Origin of the sequence: Acinetobacter sp. ANC 4862, from assembly GCF_004336635.1 — a bacterium.
In the GTDB taxonomy this organism is placed as follows: Bacteria; Pseudomonadota; Gammaproteobacteria; order Pseudomonadales; family Moraxellaceae; genus Acinetobacter.
In genome coordinates this window covers 48871-64482 of the sequence record NZ_SJXH01000009.1, presented here as the reverse complement: position 1 = coordinate 64482, position 15612 = coordinate 48871, and the positions used below count along the sequence as shown (strand labels likewise).

The 15612-nt window shown below is 41.4% G+C and carries 15 protein-coding genes, 2 tRNA genes and 1 other RNA gene; 10 read left to right on the top strand and 8 right to left on the bottom strand.

All coding sequences use genetic code 11. The annotated features are described in order from the left end of the window. Positions 1–18: 18 nt before the first annotated feature. Together lolB and E0409_RS06015 are read right to left on the bottom strand one after the other, a co-directional pair. Entirely contained in the window at positions 19–600 is a 582-nt protein-coding gene (gene lolB, locus E0409_RS06020) for a lipoprotein insertase outer membrane protein LolB (RefSeq protein WP_131288817.1), read from the bottom strand. An 8-nt stretch (positions 601–608) separates the two neighbouring features. Further along, positions 609–2321, bottom strand: a complete 1713-nt coding sequence (locus tag E0409_RS06015) for a tetratricopeptide repeat protein (RefSeq protein WP_131288816.1) — start codon at positions 2319–2321, stop codon at positions 609–611. Positions 2322–2399: 78 nt separating this feature from the next. Between E0409_RS06015 and hemA the strand changes: the two genes are divergently transcribed. Continuing rightward, the gene (gene hemA / locus E0409_RS06010) at positions 2400–3683 is read left to right on the top strand and encodes a glutamyl-tRNA reductase (protein ID WP_131288815.1); all 1284 of its coding nucleotides are present in this window, start codon (positions 2400–2402) and stop codon (positions 3681–3683) included. A 34-nt stretch (positions 3684–3717) separates the two neighbouring features. Here the strand turns inward: hemA and E0409_RS06005 are convergent, their stop codons facing one another. Together E0409_RS06005 and E0409_RS06000 are read right to left on the bottom strand one after the other, a co-directional pair. Next, complete coding sequence (locus E0409_RS06005; protein WP_131288814.1) at positions 3718–5652, bottom strand: DNA primase; 1935 nt, start codon at positions 5650–5652, stop codon at positions 3718–3720. A 202-nt stretch (positions 5653–5854) separates the two neighbouring features. Beyond that, positions 5855–6886, bottom strand: a complete 1032-nt coding sequence (locus tag E0409_RS06000) for an outer membrane protein assembly factor BamD (RefSeq protein WP_131288813.1) — start codon at positions 6884–6886, stop codon at positions 5855–5857. A gap of 71 nt (positions 6887–6957) precedes the next feature. Here E0409_RS06000 and rluD point away from each other — a divergent pair, with 71 nt between their 5' ends. From rluD to E0409_RS05985, 3 genes are read left to right on the top strand one after another with little or no spacing between them, the layout of a single operon-like run. Beyond that, positions 6958–8010 (top strand): 23S rRNA pseudouridine(1911/1915/1917) synthase RluD, encoded by a 1053-nt coding sequence (rluD, locus tag E0409_RS05995; protein ID WP_131288812.1) that lies wholly within the window; start codon positions 6958–6960, stop codon positions 8008–8010. Between the two features lie 39 nt (positions 8011–8049). Further along, on the top strand, positions 8050–8790 hold the full coding sequence (gene pgeF / locus E0409_RS05990; RefSeq protein WP_131288811.1) for a peptidoglycan editing factor PgeF: 741 nt from the start codon (positions 8050–8052) through the stop codon (positions 8788–8790). A 39-nt stretch (positions 8791–8829) separates the two neighbouring features. After that, positions 8830–9381, top strand: a complete 552-nt coding sequence (locus tag E0409_RS05985; protein WP_131288810.1) for a flavodoxin family protein — start codon at positions 8830–8832, stop codon at positions 9379–9381. Between the two features lie 66 nt (positions 9382–9447). On the opposite strand, the gene smpB is transcribed toward E0409_RS05985, so the two are convergent. Further along, positions 9448–9927, bottom strand: coding sequence for an SsrA-binding protein SmpB (smpB, locus tag E0409_RS05980; RefSeq protein ID WP_131288808.1), 480 nt, complete (start codon positions 9925–9927; stop codon positions 9448–9450). Between the two features lie 140 nt (positions 9928–10067). Between smpB and coaD the strand changes: the two genes are divergently transcribed. The 4 genes from coaD to E0409_RS05960 all read left to right on the top strand — a co-directional run bounded on the left by coaD (position 10068) and on the right by E0409_RS05960 (position 11382). After that, positions 10068–10559 (top strand): pantetheine-phosphate adenylyltransferase, encoded by a 492-nt coding sequence (gene coaD / locus E0409_RS05975; protein ID WP_131213907.1) that lies wholly within the window; start codon positions 10068–10070, stop codon positions 10557–10559. A 1-nt stretch (position 10560) separates the two neighbouring features. Further along, complete coding sequence (locus E0409_RS05970; protein WP_131288806.1) at positions 10561–10824, top strand: YfhL family 4Fe-4S dicluster ferredoxin; 264 nt, start codon at positions 10561–10563, stop codon at positions 10822–10824. Positions 10825–10850: 26 nt separating this feature from the next. Next, positions 10851–11233: RNase P RNA component class A (gene rnpB, locus E0409_RS05965), an RNA gene on the top strand. A gap of 72 nt (positions 11234–11305) precedes the next feature. Beyond that, positions 11306–11382, top strand: a tRNA-Met gene (locus E0409_RS05960). 66 nt (positions 11383–11448) lie between these two features. Here the strand turns inward: E0409_RS05960 and E0409_RS05955 are convergent. Next, positions 11449–11856, bottom strand: coding sequence for a hypothetical protein (locus E0409_RS05955; protein WP_171458787.1), 408 nt, complete (start codon positions 11854–11856; stop codon positions 11449–11451). A 178-nt stretch (positions 11857–12034) separates the two neighbouring features. Between E0409_RS05955 and E0409_RS05950 the strand changes: the two genes are divergently transcribed. Continuing rightward, positions 12035–12111 (top strand) — tRNA-Met (locus tag E0409_RS05950). Between the two features lie 90 nt (positions 12112–12201). Here the strand turns inward: E0409_RS05950 and E0409_RS05945 are convergent. Both E0409_RS05945 and E0409_RS05940 read right to left on the bottom strand, forming a co-directional pair. Further along, entirely contained in the window at positions 12202–13227 is a 1026-nt protein-coding gene (locus E0409_RS05945) for a hypothetical protein (protein WP_252151775.1), read from the bottom strand. Continuing rightward, positions 13220–14845, bottom strand: a complete 1626-nt coding sequence (locus E0409_RS05940) for an NAD+ synthase (protein WP_131288802.1) — start codon at positions 14843–14845, stop codon at positions 13220–13222. The genes E0409_RS05945 and E0409_RS05940 overlap by 8 nt, the downstream gene beginning before the upstream one ends. 247 nt (positions 14846–15092) lie before the next feature. Between E0409_RS05940 and E0409_RS05935 the strand changes: the two genes are divergently transcribed. Continuing rightward, positions 15093–15578 (top strand): type IV secretion protein Rhs, encoded by a 486-nt coding sequence (locus E0409_RS05935; protein ID WP_131288800.1) that lies wholly within the window; start codon positions 15093–15095, stop codon positions 15576–15578. Positions 15579–15612 lie beyond the last annotated feature (34 nt).

Below are 15612 nucleotides of genomic sequence, written 5' to 3'. Positions count from 1 at the left end.
TGAACTTTTTTTGAAGATTTAGCGATTTTGAATGACCATTGTAATACGGTTTTCCTGACCGGATTCAAGCGTCTGCTTCAAAATCAATTTATTCGGTAATTGCGCTTGAGCGTTATAGCTTAAATCAACAGTCCAGCCATCTTCCAAAAACTGGATTGGACGATTGCTTTCATCTTTGCTAATTGTCGCTTGTGTGGTTGCAGGCTTGGCTTGAACCCAATCCACCAGATGGGTGATCGGTGCTTGCCAGCCAGTGGCACGTTCAAGTAATTCTTCTGGGGTTTCAGCTTGAATGAGTCCCGTTTTGGCGCTGTTTAAGGTGACTTGACCTGGAGTACCTGAAATTTGCGTTTTACCCACCCCTAAAATTCCGCTTAACTCGATGTCAAATTCATCCTGTTGTTGTACCCAGGTAAAAAATGCACTGCCAGATTGTCCTGGTGTTTTTACTCCAATTTTACCTTGCAGGTTAAAATTGTTTGCTGCTTCAGGTATTTGGGAAACGTTGGGAGATTGAGGTTGCGTATACTGCTGGCAACCTGTCAGAACCAGTGTGCTTGTGGCAATCAAGGTTAAGCTGAATTTTGAAAAAATACGCATAAAGATCATTAACTCTTTTTCAGGTGTGGCGGTAACAATAACGATTTAAGTTGTTCTAATTGAGGATCATTGGGGTGATTTTTTTGTAATTGTTGTAACACCTGATTAAATTTTGTCAGATCGCCTTGCATATAGAGCGCTTTTGCATAGCGCACACCAATTTTAACACTTTGACTAATCTCATACGCTTTTTCTAAAACTAGCGCCGAGGTTTTAAAGTCGTTTTGTAAAAAGGTAATATAGCCGAGCGTATCCAAAATAGAAGCTTGTTCTGGTGCAAACTCCAACGCATGTTCAACATACTGTCTGGCTTCATCCAGTCGTCTATTTTGTAACGCCAGTGTATAGGCGTAGGCATTCAGGTAGGTTGGACTATTTGGCTCAATTTCCAATAATTTTTTCAATAATTTATCAAGCTTATCCTGGTCTTGATAAGGGTCAAGCAGGAGCACTTCTGAATAGATCAGTTCAGGGTCATCCGGTATGTTTTTAATGGCTTCATCTAACAGGCGCATGGCTGCTTTTTTATTGTCCATACGTTTTAGAATATCTGCCTGAGCCTGATAGAGGAAACTGGCATGTTGTGGGTAGTTCACCCGTTCCTGGGTTAAAAACCGTAGCGCATCGCTAAGCTGTTTTTGCTCTGAAAAAATATTAATCATGTTTCGGCGTGAAACCGTGTAGAGACTGCCATCCACCAAGCGGTAATAGGCTTTTGCCGTTTCAAAATGTTGTTTTCTTTCGGCATTCACGGCTAAGTAATAATAAGCTTCATTTTGATATTGGTTGGAATATCGAAGTTCAACTAAAAACTTTTCCGCCTTTTCATATTCTTCTAAATCGATACTGGTTAAGCCTGCAATGAAGAGGGCTTCTTCCTCATGTGGCCATTTCTTGAGAATATTTTCGAGTTTATCCAGGGCTTCCTTGGATTTATTAATTTTAATTAAATATTTAATTTCAGCCAAGCGAACTTCTAGATTGGATTTATGTTTGTGACTGGATCTGTCATACCATTTTAGTGTGGCTTCTTCATCACCTAAAGCGCTGAGTAAATTGGCTTTCATTAAGATAAAGCCGGTGACTTTAGGACGTTTTTTAAGTGCACGATTAACCGTAACAAGCGCTTGCTCTAACTGCCCATTTTGCGCTTCCAGGCCTGAAATCAGTATCAAGACTGATGGATTGTCTCGTTCTTTACTTTTGCTTAATGCATCCAGTAGAACTTCTCGATCTTCAGGTTGTTCCGGTGCAATTCCGACCAGAATCTTTTCCAGGTCTGCATTGGGGTCAATATTTAAAATTTTATCGAGTGTTTCGGAGGCCAGTTCATACTCATGCGATTTCAGGGCAATATGTGAAAGATAAAATAAAGCTGGAACATCTGTAGGCTCCTGAACCACCCAATGCGTTGCAATGTCGAGCGCAGCTTTTAGGTCATTTTGTTCCAGTGCAATATTTAAAGCACGCTGTTTTACCGTGGTTGAACTGCTTTTAATTGCAAGCACGGTGTAGTTATGTAATGCTGTTGGAATGTCGTGATACGTCAGGGCAAACTCAGCAATCATGCTTTGTTTTATGGCATTATAGTTTGAATTGGCATGATAAATTTCTCCGGATGCTCTAATATGAGCACTCGAAGCCATGCTACCCACAAGTAAGAATGTGGTAGAATATTGCTTAATTGTCGTGCCGCTTATTCGGCTATTTGTTTGACGCAATTTTTCTTGATCCAAGTAATGCTTTTTATGACACCAATATTGCACAATAGCATAAATTTAGCGAAATGATGATCTGATATGTCTTTCTTTGCATTGGGTGTCAACCATCAAACCGCTTCTGTAGAACTGCGTGAACAGATTGCTTTTAACCCTGAAAAGTTAACGCAACTGCTTGCCGAGCAAAGCCAAAACCATGACTTGAATGATATGGTCGTGGTTTCTACATGTAATCGAACTGAAGTTTATGCGATGTCTGAAGATGCAGACATGGTAATGAATTGGCTCGCCCAGGCAAATGGCCTAGATGCTAAACAATTGTTAAATCATGTCTATCGCTATGAAAATGCGCAGGCTGTAACACATTTGATGCGGGTTGCCAGCGGTCTTGATTCCTTAATGTTAGGTGAACCGCAAATTTTAGGACAAGTAAAGTCTGCGCTTTCTCTGGCTAAAGATGCGCATACCGTTTCTCCAAATTTAAACCGAATTTTTGAATATGCTTTTTACGCAGCCAAGCGGGTTCGCTCGGAAACTGCGGTCGGTAGTCATGCGGTTTCCATGGGTTATGCAGTTGCCCAACTTGCACTTCAAGTCTTTAGCAAGCCTGAAAAACTGACGGTGATGGTGGTTGCAGCTGGTGAAATGAATACCCTGGTGGCGAAACATCTGGCTGAAATGGGTGTAGGTAAAGTGCTGATTTGCAACCGAACGCGTGCCCGTGCTGAAACGCTGGCGCAGGAAATTGCACACCGTGTTGATGTTGAAATTATCGATTTTTCCGAGTTGGCGGCAAACTTATACCGTGCAGATGTGATTTCTAGCTGTACCGGAAGTCTGCATCAAGTCATCGCTTACAAGGATGTTAAAACCGCATTAAAAAAACGTCGTTATCAACAAATGCTGTTGGTGGACTTGGCTGTTCCGCGTGATATCGATCCCAAAGTAGAATCATTAGATGGCGTGTATTTATATGGCGTTGATGATTTACAAAGTGTAATTGATGACAATCTTGCACAACGTCGCCAAGCGGCTGTTGAAGCAGAAGTGATGGTCAATCAATTGGCCACAGAATTGCTCACCCAGCAAAAAATCAATAGAGCGGGCAATACCATTCATGCTTATCGTGAACAAGGCGAAGTGCTAAGACAGGAAGAGTTGGCTCTGGCGATGTCTCGAATTGCCGCGGGCGAAAATGCCGAGCAGGTTCTACAGGAATTTTCGCATCGCTTAACCCAAAAATTACTTCATCCAACCTCTATTTTATTACGCCAAGCGGCGAAAGCTGAAGATCCAAGTTGTTTTGAATGGATGCGTGATGATTTGGAAGATATCTTTGCAAAGCGTCGTAAAATCAAAAAATAATTGATTAATTTTTTTGGTTTTAGCGTATGGCCACTTATTCTTCTATAAGAGTAAGTGCCCTTTTTTTTGCAATCTCAGAAATGCGCAGTTTCAGATTCTTCATTTCTGCAATGCTGCTAAATTTTTTCGATTTCATCTTTTTCGTGAGATATTCATACTGTAATTTTGTTGATAAATCCGCTGCAAGCTTATCTGCTTGCTCGGGTGATGACGTGTAATCGCTGACATTCGCATTCTGTAAAATATGCTGTAATTCATGATGGTATGCTGCACATGCACCTAAGACATAATATTGCGATAATTCAGTATCATCCGGTAAATCATCAAAAATCACATTAAAGATATTCAAAATTTTAAACAGCAATTGATCTTGTGAAATTAAAGCACTTAGCGGTTCAAAATGAATATACAAATAGGGATGATTCATCAAAATTGCAATTACATATTCTTCAGCATCAATTTTGGTACTAAAGCTTAAAGACGCGTCATTGTTGACTTGCGGCTGCCATTTACGGCTATAACCGAGCTTTTCACGGAAATATTGCTGCAACAAATAACGGTAAGAACCATGTTTAGGCAACAGTTCAGTGAGCTGTTTGAGTTCACCCATGACCTGACTTTTACCTTCAGGCGATGTGCTGTTATGGTTCTGGGTTAAATAGGCAAAAATAAACTCAGATAAAAGTGGTGCAGCTTGCAACATGCGTTGGAAGCTTTCTAAACCTTCACGACGAATGAGTGAATCCGGATCGTGATCATTGGGGAGTACGAAGAACTTGAGTTCACGACCATCATTTAATAATGGCAGAGCAATTTCTAAAGTACGACGCGCCGCTTTTTGTCCTGCAGCATCACCATCAAAAGCAATAGTAATACGTTGATTTTGCTTAAATAAAATATCCAGGTGTTCGGTGTTGCTGGCTGTCCCTAGTGTTGCTACAGCTCCATAGATGCCATATTGCTGCAAGGCAATGACATCCATATAACCCTCAACCATCAACCAGTCTTGAGCTTTTTGCTTGCGTCCTTCATATAAACCATAAAGCAGTCGGTTTTTATGAAAGACATCAGAATCTGGTGAGTTGATGTACTTGGGTTTGATTTCGTCATTTAAAGCACGACCACCAAAGCCAACTACACGGCCTTTAGAGTCGCGAATCGGGAAAATCACACGGTCACGTAACAAGTCGAAGCCACGACCGCTGTCACTGGTACGAATTAGCCCCAGTAACTTTAGACCTTCTATGTCTTGAGGGAAGGCTTTTTCAAGGTGTTGCCAGTCTTCAGGTGCATAACCTAAACGCCAATACGCAATAGTTTCAGCACTTAAACCGCGTTGTTTGAAATATTGCTGTGCAGTCTGACTATGCGGTAATTGCTGCTCATAATAGAGTGCAATATTTTCCAATAAATCGTATAAGTTACCGTCTTGAGGAAGATCTTCAAATGCTGCTGGCGCTTGATCAAACGCCGCAAATGGATCATTGCCATAGAATGCATCCTCTTGCATTTGGAATTCTGCAAAAGGGTCGTGATCCATTGCTATCGGTGATGGGGCATTGGAATTTTGTTGTAAATTCACCGAAGCATTTTGAGTATTGGCTTCAATTTTTTTCGCAACAGGCTGAGGCTTCGCTGCTTCACGTTTGTATTTGAGTTTGGTTGAATCGTGATTATCTTTAGGAAGTTCAATGCCGGTTTGACTGGCCAGATCTTTCATCACATCGACAAAATTACGACCGTCAATATCCATTAAAAAGCGAATGGCGTTACCGTTAGCCTGACAACCAAAGCAATGAAAGTACTGTTTATCCCGATAAACATGGAACGAGGGCGATTTTTCCTGATGAAAAGGGCAGCAGCCTGAATAGGTGCGACCAGTTTTCTTAAGTTTCACGCGCTGACCAATCAGATCGACAATATCTGTTCGATCTAATATTTGATCAATCGTGTGTTGAGGAATAGCCATACGTATGCAATCGAGTTGTGATCTATCTATTAAAAATGGCTGACAAATGGGCTGTCAGAATTTAGGTAAATTAAAAGTGCATCAGCTGTTAAAAGTTAATTTGTATACCTTTTGCGCAAAATGATCAATATGATCCGTTAAAATAACAAAAGGGCAAGTATGATAACTTGCCCTTCATGAAAATGCGAACAATAAGCTTGGCTTATTTAGTTGCTGGAGCTTCTTCTGTCGTCGGTTCTTCAATCGTTTCCTGTTTCGGTGCAGGAATGCTGCTTTCAGTTTGTGGTCGATCTAACAAACCGAAACTTAAACGATTGGTGAGACTACTTTTTCCCCCATCTGCAGAGCTTTGTTGCTGCTCTGTCTCTGTTGAAGTCTGTGCTTCACGTCCAAACACACCTAAAGTTGCGCGGTTAATCCAGCTGCCTTCACTGTGTGCAGCACGAAGGTTTACACTACCATCCGCTTTAACGAGGTTTGGATAATTGAGCTTTAACACTTCAATATATTGCTTTGAAGTTTGGGTATCGCCTAATTTGTCATAACCATAGGCAATCGTAGCTAAAGCTTCAGGCACTTGCGGGGTTTGTGGATAGTGTTCAACCACCCAAAGTGAGCGTTCAACTGCAGCTAACCAAGCCTTACGTTTGATATTAAAACGCGCCGCATTCATCTCTGCTTCAGCCAACTCTGTGCCAATAAATTTCATACGCTGTGCTGCATCGACTGCATAGGTGCTCGATGGGAAGCGACGAATGAAATCCACAAAGTTCTGATAAGCCACTTTTAAATAGCTGACATCACGGTGGGCCTGCTTTAATGAGGTATAACGTAATAGACCATCATAGTTTTGTTCCATGTTCGCGACCCCACGAACATAGTAGGCATAGTCCACATTCGGATGTTGTGGATTTAAACGAATAAAACGTTCAGCAAGGGCAATGGCACCTTCATAATCTTTTTGTTGAAATTTAACGTACAACAATTCTAATTGTGCTTGTTGTGCATAATCACCTGTAGGGTAATAAGTATCTAACGCTTCAAGGTGCTTAGCCGCGTCAGTATATTGACCACGTTCAAGGGCTTTTTCAGCTTTTTGAATATAAACTTGCTCGCTAGATTGTGGTCCTGTGTCCACAACATCTTTCTTTGGATTACTGCTACAGCCCACTATTGCCGACGCAATGCCTAAAGATAAAGCAAGCATTGTCATTTTATAACGTGGTAACGACATAAAAATTCCTCTGTTAATACGGGCAATGAGCTACAATTGCACTATTAAACCACTTTTGTCTGAATGAGCAAATGAGTCAAGCACAATCTTCTAATTCTAATTTCCCTGAAACTGATTTCAATTTACTTGAAGATTCTGAGGATGCAGATAACCATACTTCAGACTCAACTGCAACACGTTTATCGTTGCAATTTCAATTGGATGAAAGCTATTTAGGGCAACGTATCGACCAGGTTGCAGCGCTGGTTTGGAACGATTTTTCCCGTGAAAAATTGAAGCAGTGGCTGAAAGATGGTCATTTGTTGGTAAATGGTAACACTGTCAAGCCCAAGTATAAATGTGAGGGCGATGAGCTTTTAACACTCAATGTTGAGTTGGAAGTTCAAACCAAAAGCTTGCCTGAAGATATTCCATTGAATATTGTTTATGAAGATGACGACATTATTGTCATTAATAAACCGGTTGGCATGGTGGTTCACCCAGGCGCGGGCAACAGCTCGGGTACCTTGGTGAATGCCTTGTTGCATCATTATCCTAAATCTGCTGAGTTGACACGTGCGGGCCTCGTGCACCGTATTGATAAAGACACCAGCGGTTTGCTGGTGGTTGCGAAAAACCTGGAATCTCAATTTTCATTGAGTAAGCAGTTGGCGAAGAAAACCGTCTACCGTATTTATGATCTGGTGGTTTACGGCAAAATTATTGCCGGTGGCACCATTGATGAGCCAATTAAACGTCATCCGGTTGATCGGATTAAAATGGCCATCTTGCCGGGCGGTAAGGATGCGGTAACCCATTACAATGTGAAAGAGCGCTTCCAGCATTTCACGCGTATACAAGCGCGTTTGGAAACAGGTCGTACCCATCAAATCCGTGTTCATTTTAGTTATCTTGGATATGGTCTTGTTGGTGATCCGGTGTATATGAGTCGTGTACGTGTTCCTGCAGGTGCTTCTGAATTGCTGGGTGAAACTTTACGCGGCTTTAAACGCCAGGCATTACATGCATCAAAACTTGGCTTGGTTCATCCACGTTCAGGTGAGGAGATGATGTTTGAAGCACCTTGGGCAGATGACTTTGCTCAACTGGTTGAAGTGTTACGTAGCGAAAACAAAGCCTACTAAGCTATTTTATCGCTTGCTATGAATCATAAGGAAAGAGACATGCAATTTGTTCAAGGGCTTCCACAAGGCGTATTTGTTGGGCAGACACGAGTGCATCATCAAAAAACTCAACCCTCTGCTCAACCTGAACTTGCAGGATTTAACCTGGCATTGCATGTCCATGATGATGCAAAGCGTGTACAGCAGCATCGTATGGCGTTACTACAGGAGTTTGCTGAATTCGGAGTCGATAAGGTGACCTGGATGACGCAAACGCACAGCACCATTTGTCATACCATCAATGAAGAAATTCCTTTTCAGGCACTGGAAGGTGATGGTCTGGTCACCCAGCGTAAAGCGCATGCTTTAATGATGATGACTGCGGATTGTTTGCCTGTCGTGCTCGGCAATGCAGATGGCACGGAAATCGCGAATTTGCATGCCGGTTGGCGAGGCTTGGCCAATGGTATTGTTGAAAATACTATTGCGACCATGCAAAGTCAGCCAACGTGGGCATGGTTAGGTGCTGCGATCAGTCAGCCATGTTTTGAAATTGGTGAAGAAGTTAAATTCGCTTTTTGTTCAAAATATCCTGAACTGGAGCGTGCTTTTAAATGCAGTGAAAAACCCGCCAAGTTTTATGCCGACTTGTATGCTATCGCACGATTTATTCTGCAGCAACACGGTGTTGATGTTGTACTTGGTGGTGACCAGTGTAGCTATCAACAAGCGGAAGAATACTTTTCCTATCGCCGTGAAGCAAAGACTGGACGTATGGCGACATTCGTGTTTATGGCTTGAAACTGTTAAACTTGCTTAAAATTTACTGCTTTTATTGATATGTCTTTATCTTCGAAATCTCTTGCCATCGTTTATCACAGCCCCTATGGACATACTGCAAAAGTTGCCTCTTTTATTGCGCAAGGTGCAGAGCAAACAGGCATTCATGTACATTGCATGAACATCGAACATGTCAATTGGGATGTACTAGATCAAGCTGATGCGATTGTTTTCGGTTGCCCAACTTATATGGGAAGTCTAACTGCTGCTTTGAAGTTATTTATGGAGCAGTCTTCCAAACGCTGGTTGGCACGCACATGGCAAGGCAAAATTGCAGCCGGTTTCACCAATGGTGGTGGATTGAGCGGTGACAAGTTAGCAGTATTGCAACAGATCAATTTGTTTGCCATGCAGCATGGCATGTTGTGGACAGGCTTGCCGATGATGCCCACCGGGCGTGGTGCAGAGGATTTGAACCGGATGTCGAGCTTTTTAGGCTTAATGACCCAGTCTGATAATGCCCCTGTAGAAATAACTCCGCCACAAGGTGATTTAGATACAGCAATCTGGTTTGGTGAATATATCGGCTTATTGCTGAATAAGCTAAAATAAAAGCAGGTTGATTTGAATATTAAAAAAACCTCCATCTGGAGGTTTTTTTGTTTTATAGATAAAAATTTATTTATGGAAAATGCGTGCCTTATCGCGTTGCCAGTCCCGGTCTTTTTCAGTGGCACGTTTATCGTGAAGTTGTTTACCTTTGACTAAAGCAATTTCAAGCTTGGCATTTGGCCCTTTCCAGTAACAGGCCAGTGGAACGCATGAATAACCTTTTTGGTTAATCGCACCCATCAGCTTTTCAATTTCACGTCGGTTCAGCAGAAGTTTACGTGTACGCGTAGCTTCAGGGACGACATGTGTGGATGCGCTCAGTAAAGGCTGAACCTGTGCACCAAACAAGAAAGCTTCACCATTTTTAAAGGTAATATAGCTTTCTACGATGGTCATACGACCTGCACGCATTGATTTGACTTCCCAGCCTTGCAATGAAAGGCCAGCTTCAAACTTCTCTTCAATAAAATAATCGTGGCGGGCACGTTTGTTGAGTGCAATAGTTCCGCCGTTATTTTTTTTAACTACAATACTTGCTTTCGCCATAATCTGATACTTCCAATCTTACTGCTATTGTACCGCAACTCGAACCAAGATGAAGTTTTTTAAATTTATGAGGATTATTCACTAAAAAAACAAGTTTTTGTTAAAATAAGCATCTACACAATAAACTAGAGTACAAATGGATGTCTAAAACTCGCGTTATTTATCCGGGCACATTCGATCCAATTACCAATGGTCATATCGATTTGGTGTCACGTGCAGCGAAAATGTTTGATGAAGTGGTGGTTGCCATTGCCATTGGTCATCATAAGAATCCAGTCTTTAGTTTAGAAGAGCGAGTGGATTTAGCGCAGAAATCGTTAAGTCACTTGCCCAATGTAGAGTTTGTCGGCTTTGATGGTTTGTTGGTGAATTTTTTCCGCGAACAAAAAGCGACTGCAGTGCTTCGTGGTTTACGTGCAGTATCGGACTTTGAATATGAATTTCAACTGGCCAATATGAATCGTCGACTTGATTCAAATTTTGAAGCGGTGTTTTTAACCCCTTCAGAGCAATATTCTTTTATTTCATCTACGTTGGTACGTGAAATTGCCCGTTTAAATGGTGATGTGACCCAGTTTGTACCGCAAGCTGTGGTTGAGGCCTTTAAACGGAAACAGCAACAAGGTTGGTAGCGTGTCTTTATATATTACCGATGAATGCATCAATTGTGATGTGTGTGAGCCGGTGTGTCCGAATGAGGCCATTTTCATGGGTGAAATCATTTATGAAATTCACCCAGATTTATGTACCGAATGTGTCGGGCATTTTGATGAACCACAGTGTCAATTATTCTGTCCAGTCGATTGTATTCCGAATGACCCAGAGCATGTGGAGTCGCAAGATCAATTGCTGGATAAATATAAAAAACTGATTGCTCAAAAAAGCACAAGCAATTAGTGCTGAAGTTTGATAAGATGCGCCCCGAAGTGAGCTAGACGATCGCTGCTGTGTAGATCTTCGTGATTGAAACAGGGGAGGAAAGTCCGGGCTTCATAGGGCAGGGTGCCAGGTAACGCCTGGGCGGTGAAAGCCGACGGCAAGTGCAGCAGAGAGTAGACCGCCATCTTTGCAATTTCCCTTCGGGGAGACCAAGAGAGATGGTAAGGGTGAAAGGGTGCGGTAAGAGCGCACCGCGTGTCTGGTAACAGTTCACGGCAAGGTAAACCCCACCAGAAGCAAGACCAAATAGGAATCCTGAGGCACGGCCCGTGCTGGATTCGGGTAGGTCGCTTGAGCGTACGAGTGATTGTGCGCCTAGAGGAATGATCGTTCACGACAGAACCCGGCTTATCGGCTCACTTCACTAAATTTTTTACAATTATTGTGTGATATTTCTTGACATGCAGTATGTTGAAATAGATAATACGCGCACAGTTTTGGCTATGTAGCTCAGTTGGTTAGAGCACCGCACTCATAATGCGGGGGTCACAGGTTCAAGTCCCGTCATAGCCACCATTTTAATAGGTCACGCTTCTATAAGCGTGACCTTTTTTTATGCCTAAAATTTGTATTTGAAATAATTTATTCACACTGGATGGCGCTTGCTGCTAATTTAATGTGTGGAAATTCCTGATCATATTTTTCTAGAATAGCGTCTTTCTTCTCTGGACCGAACACCATCAATTGTAATTGACTAATTTTATGTTCTGTTAAATGCTGATATGCGCAATGGAATGCAATCTGGTTTTGCGTGGCAATCGCTAATTTTTGATCTTCTGGAATGTATTCAAGTCGATAGAGTTTTTGTTGTGCTTTACTGAGCTGTACCAAGCTGCGTTTTTGTTGCATGGTCAAAAGTTGTTGATTGTTGATCCATCGTGCCACATCCATGCGTACCCCATTATAATCTACGAATATTGGGGAAATTACTTGGCAGGAGGTAGTGATGAAGGTCATTAAACCGATAGCGATTAATTTGCATGGGTTCATCTTTATCTCAATTTTTCGGTGTTTTAATTTTGCGGTTAAATTAGAAAATAGCATGAATAAATAGCCGTTTTGTTTAAATATTAACTGAAAAATTTTAAATTGCTTAAAGTCTGAACACTTGTAAAATAAAGGGCTTGACGCTACTCGCTGAAATTTAGATAATGCGCACACAGTTTATGGCTATGTAGCTCAGTTGGTTAGAGCACCGCACTCATAATGCGGGGGTCACAGGTTCAAGTCCCGTCATAGCCACCATTTTTATAGACCACGCTCTCAGCGTGGTCTCTTTTTTTGTGGGTCAAAAAAGTATTGGCTTATATAAAAATAAAAAAGACGAGAAAAGAATTACAATTTATCGTGGATATACTGCTCAATAAATTGATGTGTGGTCTCGCTTAAATAAAAAGGCGAGATCAGTTGCTGCAGAATCCCGTCTAATAATCCCTGTTGTTCTAGAGCCTGAATGGTATGCGGCAAGAAACGCAGGGCTTCCTGATGCAAATCAGCTTCATTTAGTCCAACAGACTGCAATAATTCCTGCAGGTTGTAATCGGCAAAATAATCATAAAAAACCGCCACAACATCCAAAATAACCTGTTGTAAATATTCGCCTTTTCTCAACTGTCGCCATGTTTCATAGACCAATATGAAAAACTCTTCAAAGTCGATGGCCTGGAATTGAGAGAAAGTTTCTTTTAAAGTTCTTTGTTTAATATCATCCCATAAATGCAGCGCAATATCGGCAAGTTCTTCATTCGGCAATAAAATGATGTTGCCTAGCTGTTTTACTAGGGTTTGAGCAAGTTGCTGTTCAAGTTTAAGTTCAATATTTTGTTGCTGGTCTTGGATAAAACTCAGTATTTTAGAACCTAGAGCATATTTATGCGTATTTAACTTGCGTAGATGGTCAAGCCAAGGAGTGTTGCTTTCAAGGATTTGATTGGCTAGTTGCAAACTCACATGGTTTACTTGTGGATTGTGCTGCAGGTTGGCTTGGATATAATGACGCAACTGGTCTAATTCAAGGAGCTTGTACAACCATAATTCAAAGGATTCATCAGAAAATAGCTCATTGATTTGAGTGTGGTTATTAATGGCAAGACGATGAATTCTTTGTGCGATAAGGCCGATAAACTCTAAAATTTCCGCGCCTAAATTCAATTCAAAAGCATATTTTTGAACCACATCTTGTAGGGCTTCAAGTTGAATACATTGTTTTAATAGTATTTGATCTGAATGGGTGTAAATGTGATGAATAAATTTTTCTATATATAAATTATTTTGTTCTACGAATAATTGTCTTTTAATAAAGCGAGTTTGCTCAAGCATAAGCGCTTGAGCAAACTGTTGAGCAAAGTCCTGCTTAGGCACCCGGTGCCCATCCATTCATGATTGGATAGCGACGTTCACGGCTAAATGAGCGTGAGCTAATACGCGGGCCAATCGCAGCTTGACGACGTTTGTATTCGTTACGGTCGACCAGTCGAATGACTTTTTCAACCACTTCTTTGTTAAAGCCTTTAGCAATGATGTCATCTTGGCTCATATCTTCTTCAATATAGGCATAAAGAATCGCATCAAGTACGTCATAAGCAGGTAAAGAATCTTGGTCTTTTTGGTCAGGACGAAGTTCGGCAGAAGGTGGACGAGTAATCACACGTTCAGGGATTACTGGGGTTTCTGAAATGCTGTTACGATATTTAGCCAGTTCAAACACAATCGTTTTATAAACGTCTTTGAGAACGGCATAACCACCAGCCATATCGCCATACAGCGTGCAGTAACCTACAGAAAGTTCTGATTTGTTGCCGGTAGCCAATACCAGATTACCGAATTTATTCGATAATGCCATCAACAGTGTGCCACGTGAACGTGCCTGTAAGTTCTCTTCAGTCGCATCCGCAGGGCTGTTGCCGAAGAATGGATATAGGGTTTGCATAAAGCTGTGAACAATTGGATTGATTTCGGCAATACCGAAAGTCACACCCATATTCTTCGCTTGTGCAGCAGCATCTTCAACACTGATTTGAGCTGTGTAAGTATATGGCATCATCACGGCTTGGACTTTGTCTGCACCAATCGCATCAACTGCAATTGCAAGTGTTAATGCAGAGTCGATCCCGCCAGATAAACCGAGAATCACACCAGGGAAGCCAGAGCGTTGAATATAATCACGAGTCGCTAAAACCAGACCTTGATAAATTTCAGCCATGGTATCTAAAACAGGAGTCACGGCTCCAACTTTATAAGCTTGTTGTTCAGCTGCATATTCAGCGTAATAAAGATCTTCTTTAAAGCTTGGTGCCTGTAAAGCAATGCCGCCATCTTTATTGATCACAAAACTGGTGCCATCAAAAATAAGGTCGTCTTGACCACCGACTTGGTTGGTATAAACCAAATTAATGTTCAACTGTTTAGCAAGCTCGCTCATGGTGGTAAGACGATGTTGCGGTTTACCCACTTCATAAGGTGAAGCATTTAAGACTAAAGCGGTTTCAACATTCAGTTGTGATAATTGATGTACGGTACTCAGTGACCAGATATCTTCACAAATCAAAACGCCAAATTTATGACCTAGGTATTCAAAAACAAGGTGTTGATGTCCTTCACTGAAATAGCGTTTTTCATCAAATACACTATAGTTTGGTAGGTTCTGCTTGTTGTAAATACCCAGCACTTGACCATCTTTCATGACCGCTGCCGCATTATAGCGGTGACCATCTTCTGTTTGATTGACAAAACCAAAGACCATGACTATGTCTTTCACTTGGCTAAGTTGCTCAAATGCTTTTTGAGTACGTTTAGCAAGGCTAGGGCGGAGTAATAAATCTTCCGCAGGATAGCCAAGGGTTGAAAGCTCTGGGAAGATAATTAAATCAGCTTTTTGTTTTTTGGCTTCATTTACCTGTTCAAGCATTTTTTGAGCATTTGCTTCGATATTGCCAATATGCGGAGAGAATTGTGCAAGGGCAATTTTAAAACTTTTCATTCCAACTTAATCCTATACCTATAGGGATATATACACAGACTTGTGATTTATTATGGCTATTGGTTCAACGCTGTGTACGCGACGACAAACAAATAGATGTTTAATCAATAATTAGCAATTCGATACTATATACGAATTGCGGCATTTATTGAGAAAAAAACAAAAAAAAATCCGAATTTAGACAAAAAAACTACAGCGGTTAATGGGAGAATAAGAACGCTAAAATGCATGATTATTGCCCGGTCAGATGACATTATTTATGAAACCTATATTGCATACTTTGAATCAGTGGTTTGAGGTTAAAAATCGCAAATTAACCCCCGGTGAAAGGCAGCTTGCGCAGTCTGTTTTTGGTACGCATTTGCAGCTGGATGCGATTAGAATTGTGGCGCATCGGGCTGTTTTTAAGAATTATGCGATTAGTCCAAATGGACATATTTATTTCAATCCGAAAAACTGGTGCGAAGACTTCTCGAAACTGTCGTTAGCGAAACAGTCATGGTTAATTCATGAACTGACTCACGTTTGGCAAATTCAGCAAGGTTTGGCTGTGGTACGTAAGGCAATATTTGACCGTAAATATGGTTATGTCTTGGAGCAGGGTAAGTTGTTTTTGCAGTACGGCATTGAACAGCAGGCGCAGATGGTGCAGGATTATTTTATTAAAAAATCACGCGGTCAAGAGTGTCAGACCTATGAGGACTGTATTCCGTTTCTGTCTCAAAAAGCGTGAGCTTGTGCTGAGCTTAAAATAACAAAGTGGTTTA